The organism is Butyricimonas hominis (assembly GCF_014287455.1).
Taxonomy (GTDB): domain Bacteria; phylum Bacteroidota; class Bacteroidia; order Bacteroidales; family Marinifilaceae; genus Butyricimonas; species Butyricimonas muris.
In genome coordinates this window covers 1-20,002 of sequence record NZ_JACOOH010000011.1, presented here as the reverse complement: position 1 = coordinate 20,002, position 20,002 = coordinate 1, and the positions used below count along the sequence as shown (strand labels likewise).

16 protein-coding genes and 1 rRNA gene are annotated in these 20,002 nt (G+C 45.9%); 7 read left to right on the top strand and 10 right to left on the bottom strand.

The genetic code is table 11. The annotated features are described in order from the left end of the window. Positions 1-16: 16 nt before the first annotated feature. Entirely contained in the window at positions 17-718 is a 702-nt protein-coding gene (gene bamJ, locus H8S64_RS20445) for a BamJ family beta-barrel-assembly machinery protein (protein WP_301332223.1), read from the top strand. Positions 719-788: 70 nt separating this feature from the next. Then, positions 789-1,163: a DUF3127 domain-containing protein gene (locus H8S64_RS20440; protein ID WP_099291902.1), complete on the top strand. Its 375-nt coding sequence runs from the start codon at positions 789-791 to the stop codon at positions 1,161-1,163. A 37-nt stretch (positions 1,164-1,200) separates the two neighbouring features. On the opposite strand, the gene menA is transcribed toward H8S64_RS20440, so the two are convergent. The 3 genes from menA to H8S64_RS20425 are packed head-to-tail and all read right to left on the bottom strand — an operon-like array spanning position 1,201 to position 3,964. Then, positions 1,201-2,121, bottom strand: a complete 921-nt coding sequence (menA, locus tag H8S64_RS20435; protein ID WP_366483029.1) for a 1,4-dihydroxy-2-naphthoate octaprenyltransferase — start codon at positions 2,119-2,121, stop codon at positions 1,201-1,203. Between the two features lie 43 nt (positions 2,122-2,164). Beyond that, entirely contained in the window at positions 2,165-3,001 is an 837-nt protein-coding gene (locus tag H8S64_RS20430) for a CvfB family protein (RefSeq protein ID WP_099291900.1), read from the bottom strand. Positions 3,002-3,049: 48 nt separating this feature from the next. Then, on the bottom strand, positions 3,050-3,964 hold the full coding sequence (locus H8S64_RS20425) for a helix-turn-helix domain-containing protein (protein ID WP_099291899.1): 915 nt from the start codon (positions 3,962-3,964) through the stop codon (positions 3,050-3,052). Between the two features lie 388 nt (positions 3,965-4,352). Here H8S64_RS20425 and H8S64_RS20420 point away from each other — a divergent pair, with 388 nt between their 5' ends. Genes H8S64_RS20420 through H8S64_RS20410 form a run of 3 tightly spaced genes read left to right on the top strand, consistent with a single transcriptional unit; the run spans position 4,353 to position 9,735 of the window. Beyond that, the gene (locus tag H8S64_RS20420; protein ID WP_186978514.1) at positions 4,353-5,384 is read left to right on the top strand and encodes an efflux RND transporter periplasmic adaptor subunit; all 1,032 of its coding nucleotides are present in this window, start codon (positions 4,353-4,355) and stop codon (positions 5,382-5,384) included. Further along, entirely contained in the window at positions 5,384-8,458 is a 3,075-nt protein-coding gene (locus tag H8S64_RS20415; RefSeq protein WP_186978513.1) for an efflux RND transporter permease subunit, read from the top strand. Before H8S64_RS20420 ends, H8S64_RS20415 begins: the two co-directional genes overlap by 1 nt. Further along, a complete protein-coding gene (locus tag H8S64_RS20410) occupies positions 8,455-9,735 on the top strand; it encodes a TolC family protein (protein ID WP_255469644.1) in 1,281 nt (426 codons plus the stop codon). Before H8S64_RS20415 ends, H8S64_RS20410 begins: the two co-directional genes overlap by 4 nt. A gap of 112 nt (positions 9,736-9,847) precedes the next feature. Here H8S64_RS20410 and H8S64_RS20405 read toward each other — a convergent pair whose 3' ends face one another. From H8S64_RS20405 to mazG, 3 genes are all read right to left on the bottom strand, one after another. After that, positions 9,848-13,078, bottom strand: coding sequence for an FAD-dependent oxidoreductase (locus H8S64_RS20405; protein WP_186978512.1), 3,231 nt, complete (start codon positions 13,076-13,078; stop codon positions 9,848-9,850). 106 nt (positions 13,079-13,184) lie between these two features. After that, a complete protein-coding gene (locus H8S64_RS20400; RefSeq protein ID WP_099291897.1) occupies positions 13,185-13,535 on the bottom strand; it encodes a hypothetical protein in 351 nt (116 codons plus the stop codon). Positions 13,536-13,687: 152 nt separating this feature from the next. Further along, the gene (gene mazG / locus H8S64_RS20395) at positions 13,688-14,485 is read right to left on the bottom strand and encodes a nucleoside triphosphate pyrophosphohydrolase (RefSeq protein ID WP_099291896.1); all 798 of its coding nucleotides are present in this window, start codon (positions 14,483-14,485) and stop codon (positions 13,688-13,690) included. A 103-nt stretch (positions 14,486-14,588) separates the two neighbouring features. Here mazG and H8S64_RS20390 point away from each other — a divergent pair, with 103 nt between their 5' ends. Together H8S64_RS20390 and H8S64_RS20385 are read left to right on the top strand one after the other, a co-directional pair. Beyond that, the gene (locus tag H8S64_RS20390; protein WP_186978511.1) at positions 14,589-15,536 is read left to right on the top strand and encodes a PhoH family protein; all 948 of its coding nucleotides are present in this window, start codon (positions 14,589-14,591) and stop codon (positions 15,534-15,536) included. A gap of 20 nt (positions 15,537-15,556) precedes the next feature. Continuing rightward, entirely contained in the window at positions 15,557-16,507 is a 951-nt protein-coding gene (locus H8S64_RS20385; RefSeq protein WP_099291894.1) for a phosphoribosylaminoimidazolesuccinocarboxamide synthase, read from the top strand. A gap of 31 nt (positions 16,508-16,538) precedes the next feature. Here H8S64_RS20385 and H8S64_RS20380 read toward each other — a convergent pair whose 3' ends face one another. The 4 genes from H8S64_RS20380 to rrf all read right to left on the bottom strand — a co-directional run. Then, a complete protein-coding gene (locus H8S64_RS20380) occupies positions 16,539-18,131 on the bottom strand; it encodes a S8 family serine peptidase (protein ID WP_186978510.1) in 1,593 nt (530 codons plus the stop codon). Positions 18,132-18,186: 55 nt separating this feature from the next. Then, entirely contained in the window at positions 18,187-18,660 is a 474-nt protein-coding gene (locus H8S64_RS20375) for a low molecular weight protein-tyrosine-phosphatase (protein WP_099294437.1), read from the bottom strand. Positions 18,661-18,806: 146 nt separating this feature from the next. After that, positions 18,807-19,757, bottom strand: a complete 951-nt coding sequence (gene ftsY, locus H8S64_RS20370) for a signal recognition particle-docking protein FtsY (RefSeq protein ID WP_099291892.1) — start codon at positions 19,755-19,757, stop codon at positions 18,807-18,809. 143 nt (positions 19,758-19,900) lie between these two features. Further along, positions 19,901-20,002 (bottom strand): 5S ribosomal RNA (gene rrf / locus H8S64_RS20365); the annotation flags it as partial.

Genomic DNA, 20,002 nt, shown 5'->3' with positions numbered 1-20,002 from the left:
TAATTCACGAAAAACTATGAACGCAAAAAATTTATTTTTTACTTTGGCAATAGCCACTTTAGGCTTATCCAGCTGCTGCAATTCCAATACCCAAACCAGTGTTTCCATGAAAACCGAAAAAGACACGGCTAGTTTCTACATGGGATGTTTCTACGGGAGAAACATGGTACAAAGCGGAATGGAAGATTTGGACATGAAGGCCGTTATCGCCGGAATGAACGCAATTCTTCAAAAGAAAGATGCTCCCAATGACATGGAAATTCGCATGTACTTGAATAAATACGCTCAAAAAGCGATGATGGCTAAAGCGGAAAAAACATTGAAAGAGGGACAAAAATTCTTGGAAGAAAACGCTAAAAAAAGTGGTGTAAAAACTACCGAAAGCGGTTTGCAATACAAGATCGAGAAAGAAGGTACAGGACCCATGCCTGCTGATACCAGCGTGGTGAAAGTACATTATAAAGGAACCTTACTTGACGGAACCCAATTCGATTCCTCGTATGACAGAGGCGAACCCGCTGAATTCCCCTTGAACCGCGTGATCAAAGGTTGGACGGAAGCATTGCAATTGATGCCCGTGGGATCAAAATGGACACTTTACATCCCGTCAAACTTGGCTTACGGACCTCAAGGCACCAGAAGCGGTATTGGACCGAATGAAACGTTGATTTTCGAGGTTGAACTACTTGAGATCGTAGACCCGAACGCACAAAAATAATTTATCTATTTGATATATAAACAGCTAACAAGCCCAAGAAACCTTGGGCTTGTTCTTAATCAAAATAAAAATGAATTACGAAGTTACCGGTAAACTAATTTACAAAGAAGCCACCCAAAAGATCAGCGATCGTTTCCAGAAGAGAGAATTCGTGATAGAAGTTGAAAACGAGAAAAATCCGCAATGGAACGACTTCGTGAAAGTTCAACTAATCCAAGACAGATGCGATTTACTGGAAAACATCCAGTTGGAAGAAAATATTAAAGTGTATTTCAACTTGCGCGGAAGAAAATGGGAAAACAACGGACAAGTTTCCTATTTCACAAACCTCGAAGGTTGGAGAATAGAAAAAATACAGGAACAAGCAGCAGCAGGAGCTCCGGTTCCCGAATACCGGGTAGAGGACATCCCTCCCATGCCGGAAGCGGACGATCTGCCGTTCTAAGAAAAAAGCTAACCGAATTGGTTAGCTTTTTTCTTTATTATTTGCCAAGAATCTGTCCAAATCCCAATAACAAGGTAAGTAATAACGTGGTAATAGAAAGAAATTTCAACTGTGAATCCAACTCACGCCCCTCCCCCCTGTACACGTTTTTCAAATGAATGCCTAGCAAGGGTAAGACAATAACAAAAAGGTAAGCCGTCCACCCGGCAGGATGCAGGAAAGTGTAAATAAACAAACAGATCACAGCCGCGAGAATCAAGACGTAGTGATATATTTTAGCTCTTTTCACTCCAAGTATCACGGGTAAAGTACGTTTCCCACAAGCTGAATCATTCTCGATATCCCGGATATTATTCATATTCAACACTCCGGCAGATAGTAAACCGATAGCCGAAGCGGGAAACACGTATATCCACGGCAAGACTCCTGCCATGGCAAAATAACTTCCCATCACGCTGACCAACCCGAAAAAGATAAACACGAAAAGATCACCTAGTCCCCTGTAACCGTACGCGTTATCTCCAACGGTATATTTAATTGCCGCCACGATAGAAGCACCTCCGGCGACAAACAAACTGATACTCTTCCAATTCAGTAAATCCCGAAATGCCTCGTGAATCAATAAACTCCCGGTAATCACGGCTATTCCCCCGACAACGATCATTGCCCGAATCATCTCTCTCCCGCTTAAAGCTCCGCTTTGCGCACTTCGGATAGGTCCCAGACGATGCTCGTTATCAGTCCCCTTGCTCAAGTCCCCGACTTCATTTGCTAAATTTGACAGTATTTGCAAAGCGGTAGCAGTCAACATCACCCACGCGAAAGTACTTGTCTTAAAGTACCCGTCACTCGCCGCCAACAACGATCCTAACAGCACCCCGGACAAGGACAGCGGCAATGTTCTCAACCGAAAACTTGTAATATACGCCCGAACCTTAAACATGATTTTAGATTCCACAAAAAACACTTTTAATCGTAAATCATAAATCGTAATTCATAAATTATTTTAGTTTCAGTTCCTTCTCCCCGATCATCACTTTATGTTGCTTGAACAATCCCCCGACGGCTTTCTTGTAATTTTTCTTGCTACAACCGAAAAGTTGATAAATCTCCGCCGGATCGCTTTTATCGGACACTTGAAGTACTCCGCCATTCTCTTCCAGTTTCTTCAAGATTATCGCTGACAAACGATCGACCTGCTCGTGCCCGTCATTTTTCTGCAATATACAGTCGATCTTACCGTCTTCCCGAACTTGCTTGATATATCCCGTCACGTGTTGTCCGATAGACAAGGGTTGGAATATCTCGTTCCGGTAAATAACAGCTTCATGGCTTCCGTTCACGATCACGTTATATCCTAAATCCGTTCGGCGGGCAATGATCAACTGCACTTCCTCGCCGGGTTTATAATCTGCCGGAGTTTTATCCAGAAACCGATTCAATCGCGTCGAAGCCACGATACGATCCGTCGTCTTATCCACGTACACGTAGACCAGATACTCTCTTCCCATTTGCATTTCTTCCCGTTGTTCACGGAACGGCACCAGTAAATCCTTGCGTAATCCCCAGTCGAGAAAAGCACCCACACGGCTGGTTCCCACAACTTTCATCAAGGCAAAATCCCCCACGACGGCTTTAGGTTCCGTCATCGTGGCAATCACCCGATCTTCCGAATCAAAGTAAATAAATACCTTCAACTCGTCCCCCTCCTTGCACTCGGCGGGGGCTGTTTCTTTCGGTAATAAAATCTCGCCCCAGTAATCTCCACCATCCAGATAAACCCCGAAATCAACCGTCTTCACGACTCGCAATATATTATATTCTCCTAACTTTATCATATTCTGTAATTTTGCTGCAAAGATAAGGAGAATATCGCTAAATAAATATTATTTCTGCATTTTATACACGGTCGGCGACACTCCCGCCTGCTTTTTAAAATACTTCCCGAAAAACGATTGATCCGAAAAGTTCAAGTAATAAGCGATCTGTTGGACACTCATATCCGAATATTTAAGCAAAGCCTTAGCCTCCAACACCACGTACTCGTCAATCCAGTCAGCAGCCGAACGACCGCTGACTTTCTTGATCAACGTCGTCAAGTACTTGGGGGTCAAGTTCAATTTGGAGGCGTAGAAACCGACGGAACGCTCGGACTTGTAATGCTGCATAAGCAAAGAGATAAACATCTTGAAATATTCCTCCCCGTGATTCAGACTCATCCGGTTGGCGGACAATTGAGCCAAGAAAAAATCTATAAAGATATTCAATATTTTATAAGCGAGCGAATGAATAAGTGCCTTCACCATATCGTGATAATAAGGCTTGGCGGATGAATGAACGATCTCCAAGGCAGCCTTATCCAGCAAATCTTTTATAAACGTACTTTCGTCTTGAGGTAGATCTATTAAAACCATTTCCTGCATGTACGGGTAGTATGGAAGAATCCGTTTCACGTCGATGTTCAGGTTTTTCAAAAACTCCTCCTCGAGAATAATAACTTGCAACTGGCAGGCTGTATATGATTTCAATTGAATGATAGCGCCGGAATGACAGAAGAACAAGGTATTCTTTTTGATCTCGCAGGAATTCAAATTACACGTCAATGATATTTCCCCCTCCGAACAAATGACCAGAATAAAGGCATTGATTTTACACGGGTATTTGAACAGCTCGATTTCCTTCCCCGGGTCGCAGGAAATAATAAAACACTCCCGGTTATACACGGCTCCCACTTGACTCAAATCATTCATCGCGAACAATTTCTCCAAAGAGAAACTGCCAAAACGCTCTTGTTCCATCATTCAATTCTTTTTCTGACAAAAATAACAGATTTATTCAAAGAACCGGAACAAACCCGACAAAAATACCACGGCAAACGCATCAAAACGCTTTTTGCCCGGTTCATAAAGTTGAGCTTTTCAGCTCTTAAAGTTTATAAAGTTCATAAAGTAGCGGGCGTCCTTCGGACAAGGTTTACCGGCAGCCATGCTGCCGTGGACAAAGCGCCCGCTAGGGTCCATAAACCTTATGAACTTTATAGACTTTATAAACTTTTGACTAAAAGGGCGAAAAGCGTTTTGACGCATTCGCACCGACAAAAAGACAAATAGACCAATCAAGACATAAAAACGACCTTTATAATGCGAAAGTAAAAGAAGATTTTTGTACCGGAAATTAAACGAAAAAATCATGAAACAACTCATCAGACAAACCTCACGATGCTACCTGCTTGTCATTATCATCGTTTTCACGGGCTGTTCAACACGAAAAGCCCCTACAAGTGTAACCCCTAAAAAAGTAACGACAGAAATCGTTACCCGTTCCGAAAATATCGTGCAACGCTCTTACGTGGGCGTGATAGAAGAGGAAGCCGGTGCCGCTATCAGTTTCGGGATAGCCGGAAAAATAGAAAAGATACATGTACGGGAAGGAGAACCCGTGCGCAAAGGGCAACTTCTGGCACAACTGGACGACGCTTCCGCCCGCGATCTTCTGGATGCAGCTTCCGCCACGCTGGAGCAAGCCAAAGACGCACATTTCCGTTTAAAACAAATGTACGACGGGGAGAGCCTTCCGGAAATAAAGATGGTAGAGATAAACACCAAACTGCAACAGGCTCTATCGACGTACAACATCGCCCGCAAGAACTATGACGATTGCATGATTTACGCACCTTTTGACGGGGTAGTCGGGAAAAAAAACTTATCAGCGGGAGAAACCGCAATCCCCGGACAACCTGTCTTGACGCTGGTGCAAATCAACCAAGTGAAAGCCAAATTTACCGTGCCCGAAATGGAAATATCGAACTTGACTCCCGCCTGCCATTCCTGTATACGGGTGGCAGCATTAAATAACCGGATATACGAGGGCGGCAACTTGGAAAAAGGAGTCGTGGCTAATCCCGTGACACGCACTTATGATGCCCGTGTCGTACTCGCGAATCCGGACAAAGAACTATTACCGGGCATGGTATGCTCCGTCACCGTGACGCCGGGTAGCGATACCCGAATAACACTCCCGTTGACAGCCGTGCAACGGGATGCCCGAGGACAACTGTTCGTGTGGAAAGTCGCAGCCGACAGCACTGCCTTCCGCGCACCGGTGACAACCGCGGCAACCGCAGGCAACCGTATAGCGATCACCAAAGGGCTGACACCGGGAGAACGCGTGATTACCGAGGGATATCAAAAAATAAGTGAAGGCAATAAAATCATATTCTAATGAAAAAGAAATTTAATTTTGTTCATTGGACCATGGTGAATTACCGGATCTCCATGCTGATCGTTATCCTCATGTTTATTTTCGGAATCCTCGGGATCAACCGGATGCCTAAACAGGAATTTCCGGAATTTACCGTCCGGCAGGGCGTCGTGGTAGGGGTATACCCGGGTGCATCCGTCAATGAGGTGGAAGAACAATTGACCAAACCGCTGGAACGTTTTCTATTCACTTACAAAGAAGTAAAACGGGCTAAAACGATCTCCACGTCCCAACACGGGATGTGCTACATCATGGTAGAACTGAACGACAACGTGAATAACAAAGACGAAGTCTGGTCTAAAATCAAACACGGACTCTCCCTGTTCAAGTCGCAATTGCCCTCGGGAGTAGTGGCTGTCATTGCCAACGACGATTTCGGGGATACTTCCGCCCTGCTAATCGCTGTCGAATCCGACAAACGCTCTTACCGGGAATTACAGACCTATACCGATGAACTGGGTGACCGGCTACGGCAGGTAGAATCCGTTTCAAATATCCGTTCATACGGTGCCATAAAAGAACAGATCACCATTTACACGGATCAGGAACGTATGGCAGTGTACGGTATCAACGAAAAGTTATTATCGGGCATCCTGTTTTCGCAAGGCTTCACGACAAGCGGCGGTTCTATTGAAAACGAGGAAATAAATATACCTTTGCACATCTCTCCCGCCTTGTGTAGCGAAGAAGAGATAGCAAACCAGATTATCTATTCTGACCCGCGCAACAACGTGGTACGGATAAAAGATATTGCCCGTGTCACGCGGGAATACGATATGTCGGAAAGTTACATCAAAAACAACGGACATCCCTGTGTCATTCTATCCCTCGAAATGCGCGGCGGGTATGATATCGTGGAATACGGCAGAAACGTGGACAAAGTACTTGATGATTACCGGGAACACGTGCTGCCCGCCGACGTGTCCATCAGCCGTATCGCCGATCAGGCAAAAGTGGTCGGGGACTCCGTTTCCTCGTTCCTGCACGAGTTGATCATTGCCATGATTATCATTATTCTCGTGATGATGATTTTATTTCCATTCCGTTCCGCGCTCGTCGCCGCAATTACAATACCCTTTGCAACTTTTATTTCCGTGGGAATCATGTATTTGTGCGGCATACCACTCAACACGGTGACTCTCGCCGCACTTATCGTGGTGCTGGGAATGATTGTTGACGACTCCATTGTCATCATCGACGGTTATCTGGACTACCTCAATAAAGGATATTCACGCTGGTACGCCGCTATCACGAGTGCCAACCGGTATTTCCTGCCGATGCTGTTAGCCACGGCATGTATCTGTGCTATATTCTTCCCCATATTATTCACGCTGACCGGTCAGATAGGGGACTTTGTCACCTATTTCCCTTGGACAATCACGATTAATCTTATGGTTTCACTCGTGCTTGCCGTGACGACCATTCCGTTATTAAACACGTGGATTATCCGAAAAAGATACATCAAAACCGACAAGAAAAGACTCACGGATCATGTACAGAGACTTTATGAACGTATTCTGGGATGGACATTCCGTCACCCGTGGTTGACTATCGGTTCGGGAATCGCCTCTGTCCTTGTTGCAATAATGATCATTCCCCTACTGCAATATCGTATGTTTCCCGTTGCCGATCGGGATCAGTTTGCCGTGGAGATCTATCTGGCTGAAGGTACTCCTTTGTCCCGCACGGAACAGGTGGCAGACTCGGTCTACGCTCTATTGAAAGAAGACGGGCGGGTTACTTCCATCACCTCTTTTATCGGTTGCTCCTCCCCGCGTTTCCAAACGTCATATGCGCCGCAGATGCCAGCAAAAAACTACGCTCAATTCATCGTGAACACGACTTCCATTGAAGATACCGAAGATATTTTGGATAAATACACGAACCGGTATGCCGATCTATTCCCCGATGCCCACGTGAAATTCAAACAACTGGATTTCCAACTGGTTCCGGAACTGGAATTCCGGTTCCAAGGGGAGAATATCGACTCTCTACATCGTGCTGCCGACCTGTTGATGTCCCGCATGCGCCTTATGCCGGAATTGGCTCGCGTCTACACGAACTACGACGTACCCCGTCCGGTAATGGAAATCACGCTCGATCCGGTTGCCGCGTCACAACTCGGGCTTACTCGTACCGCAATGGCTCTCAACTTGTCGATAGCAACCACCGGTATTCCCGTCGGTTCCGTTTGGGAAGGAGATTACGCCCTCCCGGTCATCATGAAAAATGCCCGCAAAGACAGCTTGACGGCACAAAACATCAAGGATCTTTATCTCCCGGCAACGACCTCCCCAACCTCCGTTCCCGTGCGGCAAATCGCAGATGTAAAACCCGCGTGGCACGAGAGTAAAATCGTCCACCGCAACGGGATGCGCTGTCTTTCCGTGATAGCCGATTTACGCAGGGGAGAAAACACACTGGAGACCCTGTCCAAAATAAACAAGATGATTGACGGGGAATTGCAGGGGCAATTCCCGGCAGGCCTGTCCCCGGAAGTTGGCGGGGAATACGAATACGACATGGAAACACTCCCGCCCATCATGTCCGGTCTGGGGATAGCGATGGTCATTATATTCTTCTTTATTCTAACCAGCTTCAGGAAATTCGGGATTACCGCCGTTGCCATGCTCGCCATGTCGTTATGCCTGTTCGGCGCCATGATAGGACTATGGATTGCCGGGAAGACGATTAGTATCACTTCTGTGTTCGGTTTCATCACCCTGCTGGGAATGATCGTGCGAAATGTCATACTCATGTACCAGCACGCGGACGACCGCCGCGTAAATCACCGGGAAACAGCACGGGAAGCCGCTTACGACGCGGGCAAACGCCGTATGGTTCCCATTTTCTTGACAACGGCAACGACAGCCGTGGGAGTTATCCCGATGATCTTCAGCAACAGTACGTTCTGGACGCCTGTCGGTGTCACGATCTTTGCCGGGGGTATCGGTTCGCTGCTGCTGGTAATCACAATTCTCCCCGTGGTATATTGGAAACTCTATTCAAAAAACGATAAACGATTGAAATCATGAAACATATTTACCTTTTCCTGTTTTGTATGGTATTCCTGCCTTTCATCACACGTGGGCAGGTGTACACGCTGGAAGAATGTCTGGCGGCAGCCCTAGAAAAGAACAATAGCATCAAAAACAGCTTGTTGGAAGTTGAAATGGCTCGCCAAACCCGTAAAGAGGCTTTCACCTTTTACTTCCCGCAAGTATCGGCCTCGGGTATGGTATTTCAAGGCAGCGAGAAATTATTACAAGCCGATCTCGATCTGTTCGGTTTGGCGGAAATTCCCCTGTCTTTCATAAAAAAAGGGGCATTCGCGACAGCCACTGCCGTACAACCCGTTTTTGCCGGATTACAGATCATCAACGGCAACAAGCTGGCAAAACTGGGCGAAGAAGTCCGTGTTTTGCAACATCGCTTGACCGAAAATGAAGTGAAACAAAAAACCACCGAATACTACTGGCTGATTGCCACGTTAAACAATCATCATTCCACGCTTGACGTGGTAGACAAATTGCTGGCGGAGATTTACCGTCAAGTAGAATTGGCCGTAAAAACCGGACTTACTACCCGTAATGATTTGTTACGGGTTGAACTCCGGCAACAGGAAATAGCCAGCCAACGCCTAAAAGTTGAAAATGGGCTGCGTGTCACCAAAATGGTATTGGCACAATATATCGGGGCTGATTTCACGTCATTTGATATCGCCACGAGTGAATTTACCCAACCTGAATCACCCCTTAATTATTATATCACCCCCCAAGATGCCGTACAACAAAGGATCGAATACCTGTTGGCACAGAAGAACGTGGATGCCCAAGGGTATCAAGTCCGGATGGAACGAAGCAAACATCTTCCGAAGGTAGGCGTCGGCGTGGGACACATCTATTACAACATCATGAAAAAAGACGTGAACACGGAACTCGCTTTCGCCAGCGTATCCGTCCCGATCTCTTCATGGTGGGGCGGCTCGCACGTGATAAAAAAAGCCCGCATAAAAAAAGAACAGGCAGAGAATGATCGTAAAAACGCGGAAGAATTACTCGCCGTAGAGATCGAACAATTGTGGAGCGAACTCACGGAATCCTACGCACAAATCGAACTGGCACGCAAATCCATCGCATCCTCGACCGAGAACCTGCGATTGAACAAACAACATTTCAATGCCGGAGCATCCTCGTTAAGTGACTTACTAACCGCAGAAACACTGTACACGGAAAGTTGCAACAACTACACGTCCGCCTGTGCCGACTACCAAACAAAGCTATCCAACTACTTGACACATACCAGACCATGAAATTTGCCTTCAGCAAAGTTGCAGGTTGCATTTACCTGCGGCAAGTTGCAAGTTACTTTTCTAGATTCCAGCACCTCCTCTGTTTATAGAGGAGGTGGTGTCACCCTCATCCTTATTTAAATGCTTTCTCCGATAATCCCGGACCATTCAGTTTCAACTTGTCAAAATATTCCGGTACCGGGCGTCCCATTAACTTATCGACATACATCTTGGCAAGATATTGCGACAGCATGAACCCATGTCCTCTCATTCCAACGAACAATCCCAATTCGGGATCAATGATATAATGGGGTTCCGTGTAATAACCGGACCACGTGGCTTGTATACTCACACCCGCCAACTTAGGCATCCAGTCCACGAAGAACTCACTGATAATCTCTATAAACTCCTTCGTGTTTAAGATCAGATTCTTGTCCGTCCGCAAGGCATCCACCCGCGGGGAAGCACATCCGATAATTTGTCCCGTGTGTACCAATTGTTGCCCGTACACGGCAGAGAATCCCTTGTACTCCTGACGGTCAATCAACATATCCAAACTATCGCCGTTCTTGCCCAACATCGGCAGACGGCGGGTAATAAACGCTTGGTGGCGCACAGGATACAATCCGGCGTGCATACCCAATCCCTCGCATATCTTCCCCGCTCCCGCACCCAAGGCGTTCACGAATACATCCGTGCGAAATTCCACGTATTTCTTATCATGCGTCAGCACCAGAATACAGTATGTCGATCCCTCTTTCATCACTTCGAGCACCTTGCAATCCTCCGCTACACGACCTCCGGCGTGGATACCCATGTTGCGAATCAAATCGACCACCTTACCCGGCGTCGCCTGCCAACAATCATTCGTGATCAAAGCCCCGAGATAACGTTTGGATTTCGTGTCAAAATAAGGAGAAATTTCTTTCTGGAAATTCTTCGGTTCGACCATATAGGCATCCGACCAAGCACGGCTGGCATCCAAAGCGTTGAAGGTAGCCTCGTCATGTGCCAGATTAATATATCGTGTTGTCTTGTAGTCAATATTGGAAAGTCCTTGCAACTCCTTAAATATCGCGTGATTATGCTCTGCAATTTCTGCCAGCTCCGGCAACGAGAATGCCGTCCGGCCTCCGCCGATGTTTCTCCACGAGGACCCCCTGTCCGCGTTCACGAGCACGGGATTCAACCCCGCCTCTGCCATATAACGGAACAAAGCGCTACCCGCAATCCCCCCTCCGGCAATCAAAGCACCCACTTCAACTTTCTTGAAATCGGAACGATTGGCAACCCGGTATTCTTCCCCTCGCTTCGGCGGGTATAATTCACCAAGGTTCAATTGATTCGACAACGGGGCTCTCGGTGTGGCATCTCCCACGACTTCGATTCCTTTTGCCCGCAAAGCCGTTTTCAAACGAGGGATACAACGTTTGCCGCGGCACGGTCCCATCCCCAAACGAGTCGTGTGCTTGATCTCGTCGATAGAAATAAAGGTACGATCGCCCACGATCTGCATTACGTCGTCCAACGTCACATCGTCACAATGGCAAATAAAAGTAGCACCCTTCTCGTCTTTCAGCAAAGGCTCCAATTCCAGACATTCCGGGTAATTCTCTTTCACCACGAAACCTCTTACTTTCACCAGCTCTTCACCGTGAATATCCAACGCTTTCACCCGCGCGATATTCGTCTTGTTCGGTTTATGCAACACTTTCTCGACGATACCTTCTCCCAACTTCTCCCCGTAATTGTTCACGAGATAAACCGTTTCTTTTTCTTTTACCTCGTACTCGATCGGCAGGAACAAACTGTCTTTCCGCAAGTCGTAACCGAATATGGCCAAACCCGGACACTGGTAAACACATTCCATACAACCGATACACTTATCGTAATCCACGTGCGGAACCGTTGAAGTAGAACTCTTCGTGATTGCCCCGTGCGGACACGCGAATGAACAAGGATTACAAGCAAAACCGTACAGGCAATCCATTTGCACGAAACCTCTCTTCTTCATACGCTCCGCGTCCGGCAGACGGGGAGCCTCCAGTATCCGGACCGGATGTTGTTGCGAGTCGATATATTCTTTGGACAAGACCAAATAATCATCATAACTCACCCGGGTACCCATATCCAACATGATCTCCGCGGCAGCCTGTTTCCCGCGTAACACGGCACTCGTTCCCTCGCCGATACGCACGGCATCCCCCGCCGCATAACAACGTTCGCCAAACACGGCACGCCCTTTCGTCAACAATTGATTGTCAGGAATCAATCCCGTGCATATATTAATCACATCAATACCTTCCAGTATCTTTTCCGTACCCGGTACCGCTTTAAAATTCTCGCACTCGGCAATAACCGCACCCTTGATTCCGGTATGTTCTTCATTCGGAATAGCCTTCAACAACATGTGCGAAGTCATGATCGGGATAGCCAAACGACGTACCCGGTTCGCCTGCACAGGGAATCCACCCTCTTTCGGCATCGCCTCAATGATCGCCTTCACGTGGGCACCCGCCTGCATCAACTGGTAAGAAGTCAGATACCCGATATTACCGGCTCCCACGGTCAACACGTTCTTACCCAACAACGTCAATTCATTGTTCATCATTTTCTGAACCACCGCTGCCGTGTACACACCCGGAAGGTCGTCATTCTCGAAAGCGGGCATAAACGGAACCGCACCCGTGGCAACCACCAGATAGTCGGCATCCACGAAAAAGACGGTATCCGTGTCCAGATTCTTCACGGCAATCCGCTTTCCCTCCAGCACATCCCATACCGTGGAATTCAAATATATACCCTCCATACTCTCCCCCGCCAAAGTTTTGGCTATATCGAAACCGCGCATGCCGCCAAACCGCTTCTCTTTTTCGAAAAAGAAAAACTGGTGCGTCTGCATATTAAACTGTCCCCCGATCTTGTCGTTATTATCGATCACGATGTTATCCACACCGTATTTATTGAACTCTTCCCGCACGGCTAAGCCCGCCGGACCGGCACCAACGATAACGACCGTGGTGCGAAGTATTTTCCGGGTATCCTGCCCGTGCGCGTCACAACGTTCGGGCATTTCCCCCTGTGCAAGCTCCCTCACCTCTTTCACCCCGTCCACCTTCGTCACGCAAATACGCCGCACCTTGCCGTCTACCAGCATTTCACAAGCACCGCATTTACCGATACCACAAGCTAACGAACGTCCGCGCCCGTCAATGCTATGGCTATGCACGGGATAACCCGCTTGATGCAACGCAGCCGCGATAGTATAACCACTTTCTCCCTCTATTTTTTTCCCGTTAAAAGTGAAAACCACTTTATCCCGCTTCGGTACATCCAGAATTGGATGCGAATTAATTTTCGACATAAGTATATTATTAGTTAGGTTATTAGATTCTTCTGCAATATAGAATATCGAACAAAAAAAAAAGCTGACTTTTGTCAGCTTTTCCAATTTATTGTTTTTTTAACATCTAATTCTTCTCTCGTGCGAACGTAAATTTACCCTCGATACCCTGTCCATCCTTGCTCAGACCGACAATTGTATCGTCATCCACGAGTACTCCGAACCAACTGTCCAACTCGTAATCGATCTCGTGTTCGGAATGAATAATATCAAATTCCTCGGCATCCAGCTTTACCTTATGCCCCTCCAACGACCCGATCAAAAACTCTTGAAGCATATACGCTTCATCATCATTCAATTTGTCCGTAAAAATAATCCTACCGGACAGCTCATCTCCTTCCTGTTTCAAGAATAATTCTCCCTCGGCCACACCGTAACCGTAATCCTCCTTGTATTTCCACTTACCCGTTAAATCCACCTTATTAATTTTAGATTTTAAATTTTAGATTCCAGCCACACGAAGCCGATACTCATTCAAAGATTTCATGATTTCCGATTCCAGATTAAATGCTCCCCACCGAACCATGCTTTTTTTTAATCGTAAATCGTAATTCATAAATCGTGAATTAATTAATTTCTAACCGCTTCTTGTCTTTTCGCTTCATTCCAATACACGTCCATTTCCTCCAATGTCATATCATTCAGCTTCTTTCCGGCAGCATTTGCCTGTTCTTCCACGTAAGAGAAACGACGAATAAACTTCCGGTTCGCTTTTTCCAAAGCATCTTCGGGATTAATCCCGTACAAACGTCCGGCATTAATCATCGCGAACAAGAAATCCCCGAATTCCTCCTCCATGTGTTCTTGGTCAGCCTTCGCGACCTCTACTTCCAACTCCCCGAGTTCCTCCCGTACTTTAAGCCACACGTCTTCTTTTTGATGCCAATCGAACCCCACGCCTCTCACCTTATCTTGTATTCGATAAGCCTTCACCAATGCCGGAAGTGCATCCGGTACTCCTTCCAACACCTTATGATGCCGTCCTTTTTCTTTCAATTTCAACTGTTCCCAATTGCGGGTAACATCATCCGCGTTCTCCACTTTCACCTCGCCATAGATATGAGGGTGCCGGTAACGCAACTTCTCACAAATTTCCTCCAACACCCCGGTAATGTCAAACTCACCCCTCTCCTCCCCTATCAAAGCATAAAAAGCAATATGCATGATTAAATCCCCCAACTCCTTTTTCACCTCCTGCATATCCCCTTTCACGATCGCGTCACCTAACTCATACACTTCCTCCACGGTCAGCGTCCGCAACGACTCCAACGTCTGTTTATGATCCCAAGGACATTTCTCCCGCAAGGTATACATGATATCCAGTAACTCGGCGAAAGCCTCTTTTTGCTTGCTAAAATCCTTCTCCATGACTAACTCTACGTTAATGAAAAAATTTCAATTCTCAACTTTCAATTTTCAATAGTTTTCCCTACTTTGCACCTGCAAAAATAAGCTATTTATTTTAAGTTTCATGATAGAGAAAAGAATTAGTATTGGAAACATTGATCCTATTGACTTTTACGGCATTAACAACGCAAAATTCATCACGTTAAAAGAATTTTTCCCGAAATTGAAGATCACCGCCCGCGGAGATGAAATCATTATTCAAGGCGAAGAGAATGATATTGACGTGCTCGTTGCCAAAATTAATGCCCTTCTGGAACATTATAATAAATACAATATGCTCACGATAGCAAACCTCAAAAGGATCATCCTCGAGGACAATATCGTGGAAGATCCCGAAGATCCGGCGTCGATTATCGTCTTCGGGAATAACGGGAAAACCATACGGGCCAGAACCCCCAACCAACATAAATTAGTCGATCTGGCGAAAATGAACGATTTACTTTTCGCCACGGGACCCGCCGGATCGGGAAAAACCTACACGGCAATAGCCCTAGCGGTCAAAGCCCTGCGAAACAAAGAGGTAAAACGCATCATACTCAGCCGTCCTGCCGTGGAAGCGGGGGAAAGTCTGGGATTCTTACCGGGTGACATGAAAGAGAAAGTAGACCCGTACCTGCAACCCTTGTACGATGCCCTTTCCGACATGATTCCTCCCAAGAAACTAACGGAATATCTGGAAACGGAAATTATCCAAATCGCCCCGTTGGCATACATGAGAGGACGCACCTTGAACGATGCGTTCGTCATCCTCGACGAGGCACAGAACACGACCAAAAATCAATTGAAAATGTTCCTTACCCGCATGGGTATTAACGCGAAGTTCGTTATCACCGGCGACATGAGCCAGATAGACTTACCCAAACGCGATGATTCGGGACTCATACATGCGTTCAAATTACTGCAAGGCATCAGAGGGATCGCCTTCGTTGAGTTTGATAATAATGATATCGTGCGGCATCGGCTGGTAAAGGATATTGTCAACGCGTATAATAACGAAGAAAAAACTAAATAACGGATCTTAAAGCAAATAACATGGAAGCGATTGTAAAAACAAATTTCAAATTTCCGAAACAGAAAGATGAATACGTCGGTAAAGTACGCGACGTGTATAACATCAACGACGAATACCTCGTTATGCTGGTATCCGACAGAATTTCCGCTTTCGACGTGGTACTCCCGAAAGGAATACCTTACAAGGGACAAATCTTAAATCAAATTGCTGCAAAATTTCTGGACGCAACGGCTGACATCGTGCCGAACTGGAAAATTGCAACCCCCGATCCGATGGTAACCGTCGGTCACAAATGTGAACCTTTCAAGGTGGAAATGGTTATCCGCGGTTATTTGGCAGGAAGTGCATGGAGAGAATACAAAGCAGGAAACAGAACGCTTTGCGGGCTGCCTTTACCCGAGGGTATGGTAGAGAACCAGAAGTTTCCCACCCCGCTTGTCACTCCTACCACGAAAGCTATGGAAGGACACGACGAGAATATTTCAAAAGAAGAAATCATCGCTTCCGGCTTAGTTAGTAAAGAAGACTACGAGGCCATCGAAAAATACACGATTGCCCTTTTCCAAAGAGGTACGGAAATTGCCGCAAAAATGGGATTGATACTGGTTGATACCAAATACGAATTCGGTAAAAAAGACGGAAAGATTTACTTGATCGACGAAATACATACGCCCGACTCTTCCCGTTATTTCTATGCTGACGGCTACGAGGAACGCCTTGCCAAAGGTGAAAAACAACGCCAGTTATCCAAAGAATTTGTACGCGAATGGTTAATGGATAACGGTTTCCAAGGGAAAGCAGGACAGCAAGTACCCGAAATGACACCTGAGGTTGTAAACAACATTACCGAACGTTACATAGAATTGTACGAGCATATCACCGGAACAAAATTCGAGAAGGCAGAGAACAACAACGTTCTTGCGCGTATCGAAAAGAACGTGAACGACTGCTTGGCAACACTGCTAAAATAATAAATAAAACCCGCCTTTCGGCGGGCTTTATTTATTTTATCTCTTCTGCCAATTTCATTGCCTTGTACCCGTTCAACATCCCTCCGCTAATACTCATATCGCTGAATTTTATCGACTGTTTGCCGAACTTGCAAACTTGATCACTAGGCGTCACCGTTTTCATTAGCACCTCTTTCACCTGTGCCGCGGTCAGACGAGGGTAATACATCCGGATAAGAGCCGCCACTCCCACACATACCGGGGATGCCATACTTGTTCCCGACTCTTGACTATATTTTCCATAAGGAACTTGACTATATATACTATGTCCGGGTGCGAACAAATCAACAGTCTTTTTCCCGTAATTGGAAAAACTCACGAACTTATTATTTGCATCCTCCGCCCTTAAGTTAGAGCCATGCGCACCGACACATATATAACAAGCCTGTGTTTCCGGCTTTGAGGGACGCAAGGGGTAAACATTCACTTGATCCGTATTCCTGCCATTATTCCCGGCAGCACGAACAATCAAAACATCATGGGCGGCGGCATAATCCATAGCCTCTTCTATCCACTTCTGTGTTTTACCGAGAGCCGTGTATTTCCCGAAACTCATGTTTATCACCTTAGCCCCGTTATCCACGGCATACCGTATAGCTAAAGCAATATCCTTATCCTCCTCGTCGCCTCCCGGCGGTACGACTTGCAACAACATAATCCGTACCCCTTGGGCAATACCGTACACTCCCGATTCGGGTTCCGTTACCCCACCGATAGTAGAAGCGACATGAGTACCATGCTTACTGCTCAAAGCGAGAGGAAAATAAGGATTACCGTACTTCCGGTCATTAATATTATACGGATCGTCCCCGATCTCTTTACGAATATCAAAAGCTATCGTGAATAACTCCTCGGCATTCTTTATGTTATGCAAGAGTTGTTTCTCTTTAGAAAGAATCTTTTCTACCGTATCCGGTTCTGTCCGAGGTAACTTTCCGGCTCTAAACAATTCAAACCTTTCTTCCTCCGTCAACACCGGCTCCGCCGCCTTTTTAGCCAAATGCTCCTTATAAGCCTGTTTAAACCAAGCTTGTTTCTTTATCTGTTTAATCTCCTTCAACTCCTCTTGAGCCTCGATACTCTTTCGTTCGTACTCGACCTCTCTGATTCCGTAGGTTTTATGCAACGTCACGAATAAATCCCTCTCTTCCGGGGACATCTTTTTCATATTCCCTCTATAAGTCTTCAGCAACCAGCTATATGTCCGCAATTCTTCGGGCACACCGCGTGATAAGGATTTTCCATCCCGCGTACCCATAAAATTCCAACCGTGGATATCATCCGCGTACCCGTTACGATCGTCATCTTTCCCGTTTCCGGGAATCTCCCCGGGATTACGCCATAACACGGGAGCCAACATTTGGGCTGTCGTGTCAAAACCCGAATCTATCACCGCGACAATCAAAGGTACAGGCTTCTTACCCGATAACAACTCTTTGTAAATACGGTGTACCCCCGTACCGAACATACTGTCTTGCTCTACATCCCGCAAAAACCAATCTAAAGGATATTTCTCCCGCTGTGCCATACTTATTTCCGGCAGTACGAAGAGAAGTAAGAACACCAACATTTTCATTTTCTTCATCATTCCGTTTTAAAAAATTATCTTGATATTCCCCAATACCTCTTTTATCTCCTTTTCAATCTTTCAACTGTTCCAATAATCCCTCCACGGCATCTTCCAGTAAATCCAATACCAATTCAAACCCCGCAGCCCCACCATAATAAGGATCCGGTACACTATCCCGGTAAGAGAAACGCCGACAGAAATCCGTCATTTTATAAATCTTTCCTCTCTCTTCTTCCGTAGTTGCCATACGTCGCAAATCCCGCACGTTCTGGTCATCCATTCCGATAATCATATCAAAATTCTCAAAATCCGCATCAGGATAAAACTTTCGGGATAAACTAGTCAACTCGTATCCCCGGCGGATAGCATGTGCCTGCATCCGTTCATCTGCCGGATCACCCGAATGATAACCGCTAATCCCGGCCGAATCAATATAAAATTGATCCTCCTGTCCCCGTTTCGCCACGTAATGCTTCATAATCGCCTCCGCACTGGGAGAGCGACATATATTTCCCAAGCAAATAAATAATATTTTTTTCTTCATAGTAAAATAGTCCGTAAAGTCTATAAGGTCCGTAAAGTCACAAGTGTCCTTCGGACAATATTTATCGGTAACATAAGCTGCCGTAAACAAAGCGCCCGCAGTGTCCATTGACTTATGGACGTTATAACTTTATGAACCTTACAGACTCAATTAAATAGAGAATCCACGAATTCTTCCCGGTTGAACACCTGCAAATCGTCTATCTTTTCTCCAATACCTATATATTTCACCGGAATCTTGAATTGATCCGAAATACCTATCACCACTCCACCTTTTGCAGTACCGTCCAATTTGGTAATCGCTAAAGCGTTCACCTCCGTTGCCAGAGTAAACTGCTTCGCCTGCTCGTAGGCATTTTGTCCGGTAGAACCATCAAGAACAAGTAATATTTCATGAGGTGCATCAGGAATAACCTTCTGCATCACTTTCTTGATCTTGGTCAATTCGTTCATCAAATTAATTTTATTATGGAGTCTTCCGGCCGTATCAATCAACACGACATCAGCATTCTCTGCCTTGGCCTTACTTAACGTATCAAATGCCACAGATGCAGGGTCTGCACCCATTCCCTGTTTCACGATAGGCACTCCTACTCGTTCCGCCCAAATCACCAGTTGATCGACCGCCGCGGCTCTAAAAGTATCTGCAGCTCCCAACACAACCGATTTTCCGGCTTCTTTAAACTTATGAGCCAACTTTCCTATTGTCGTCGTTTTCCCGACGCCATTCACACCAACTACCATGATCACGTATGGTCCGTGTCCCTCGGGTAAACTCAAAGAATCATAATCTGTCGAATTATTTTCTTTCAATAAATCGACTATTTCTTCTTTCAACACCCGATTCAACTCATCCGTGCCGATATACTTGTCGCGCTGTACTCTTTTTTCTATTCTCTCTATTACACGAAGAGTAGTATCCACCCCCACGTCAGAGGAAATTAACACCTCTTCCAAATTATCCAGTACTTCGTCATCAACCTTTGATTTTCCGACAATTACCCTGGATAGCTTCTTGAATACACTTTCTTTCGTTTTCTCTAACCCTTTATCAAGGCTCTCTTTCTTGTTCTTATTAAATAAACCGAATAATGCCATTTTCACATAAATTGATTCAGAGCACTAAGGTAGAAAAATAAATTGAGAATGTAGAATTTACAATTGAAAATTGAAAAAATCGAAAATGGAATACCATTTACATCATAAAAAAAGAGCGACTCGTTTGAATCGCTCTTCTCTAAATCTGGCATCGACCTACTCTCCCACCTCTCGGCAGTACCATCGGCGCTAACGGGCTTAACTTCTCTGTTCGGGATGGGAAGAGGTGGATCACCGTCGCTATA

What these genes read in the sequence shown, in the direction of transcription:
- H8S64_RS20385 (WP_099291894.1), top strand. Translation starts at nt 15,557, where the DNA reads ATGGAAGCGATTGTAAAAACAAATTTCAAATTTCCGAAACAGAAAGAT.
- H8S64_RS20440 (WP_099291902.1), top strand. Translation starts at nt 789, where the DNA reads ATGAATTACGAAGTTACCGGTAAACTAATTTACAAAGAAGCCACCCAA.
- H8S64_RS20425 (WP_099291899.1), bottom strand. Translation starts at nt 3,964, where the DNA reads ATGATGGAACAAGAGCGTTTTGGCAGTTTCTCTTTGGAGAAATTGTTC.
- H8S64_RS20410 (WP_255469644.1), top strand. Translation starts at nt 8,455, where the DNA reads ATGAAACATATTTACCTTTTCCTGTTTTGTATGGTATTCCTGCCTTTC.
- ftsY (WP_099291892.1), bottom strand. Translation starts at nt 19,757, where the DNA reads ATGGCATTATTCGGTTTATTTAATAAGAACAAGAAAGAGAGCCTTGAT.
- H8S64_RS20405 (WP_186978512.1), bottom strand. Translation starts at nt 13,078, where the DNA reads ATGTCGAAAATTAATTCGCATCCAATTCTGGATGTACCGAAGCGGGAT.
- H8S64_RS20420 (WP_186978514.1), top strand. Translation starts at nt 4,353, where the DNA reads ATGAAACAACTCATCAGACAAACCTCACGATGCTACCTGCTTGTCATT.
- H8S64_RS20375 (WP_099294437.1), bottom strand. Translation starts at nt 18,660, where the DNA reads ATGAAGAAAAAAATATTATTTATTTGCTTGGGAAATATATGTCGCTCT.
- H8S64_RS20430 (WP_099291900.1), bottom strand. Translation starts at nt 3,001, where the DNA reads ATGATAAAGTTAGGAGAATATAATATATTGCGAGTCGTGAAGACGGTT.
- H8S64_RS20415 (WP_186978513.1), top strand. Translation starts at nt 5,384, where the DNA reads ATGAAAAAGAAATTTAATTTTGTTCATTGGACCATGGTGAATTACCGG.
- H8S64_RS20390 (WP_186978511.1), top strand. Translation starts at nt 14,589, where the DNA reads ATGATAGAGAAAAGAATTAGTATTGGAAACATTGATCCTATTGACTTT.
- bamJ (WP_301332223.1), top strand. Translation starts at nt 17, where the DNA reads ATGAACGCAAAAAATTTATTTTTTACTTTGGCAATAGCCACTTTAGGC.
- H8S64_RS20380 (WP_186978510.1), bottom strand. Translation starts at nt 18,131, where the DNA reads ATGAAGAAAATGAAAATGTTGGTGTTCTTACTTCTCTTCGTACTGCCG.
- mazG (WP_099291896.1), bottom strand. Translation starts at nt 14,485, where the DNA reads ATGGAGAAGGATTTTAGCAAGCAAAAAGAGGCTTTCGCCGAGTTACTG.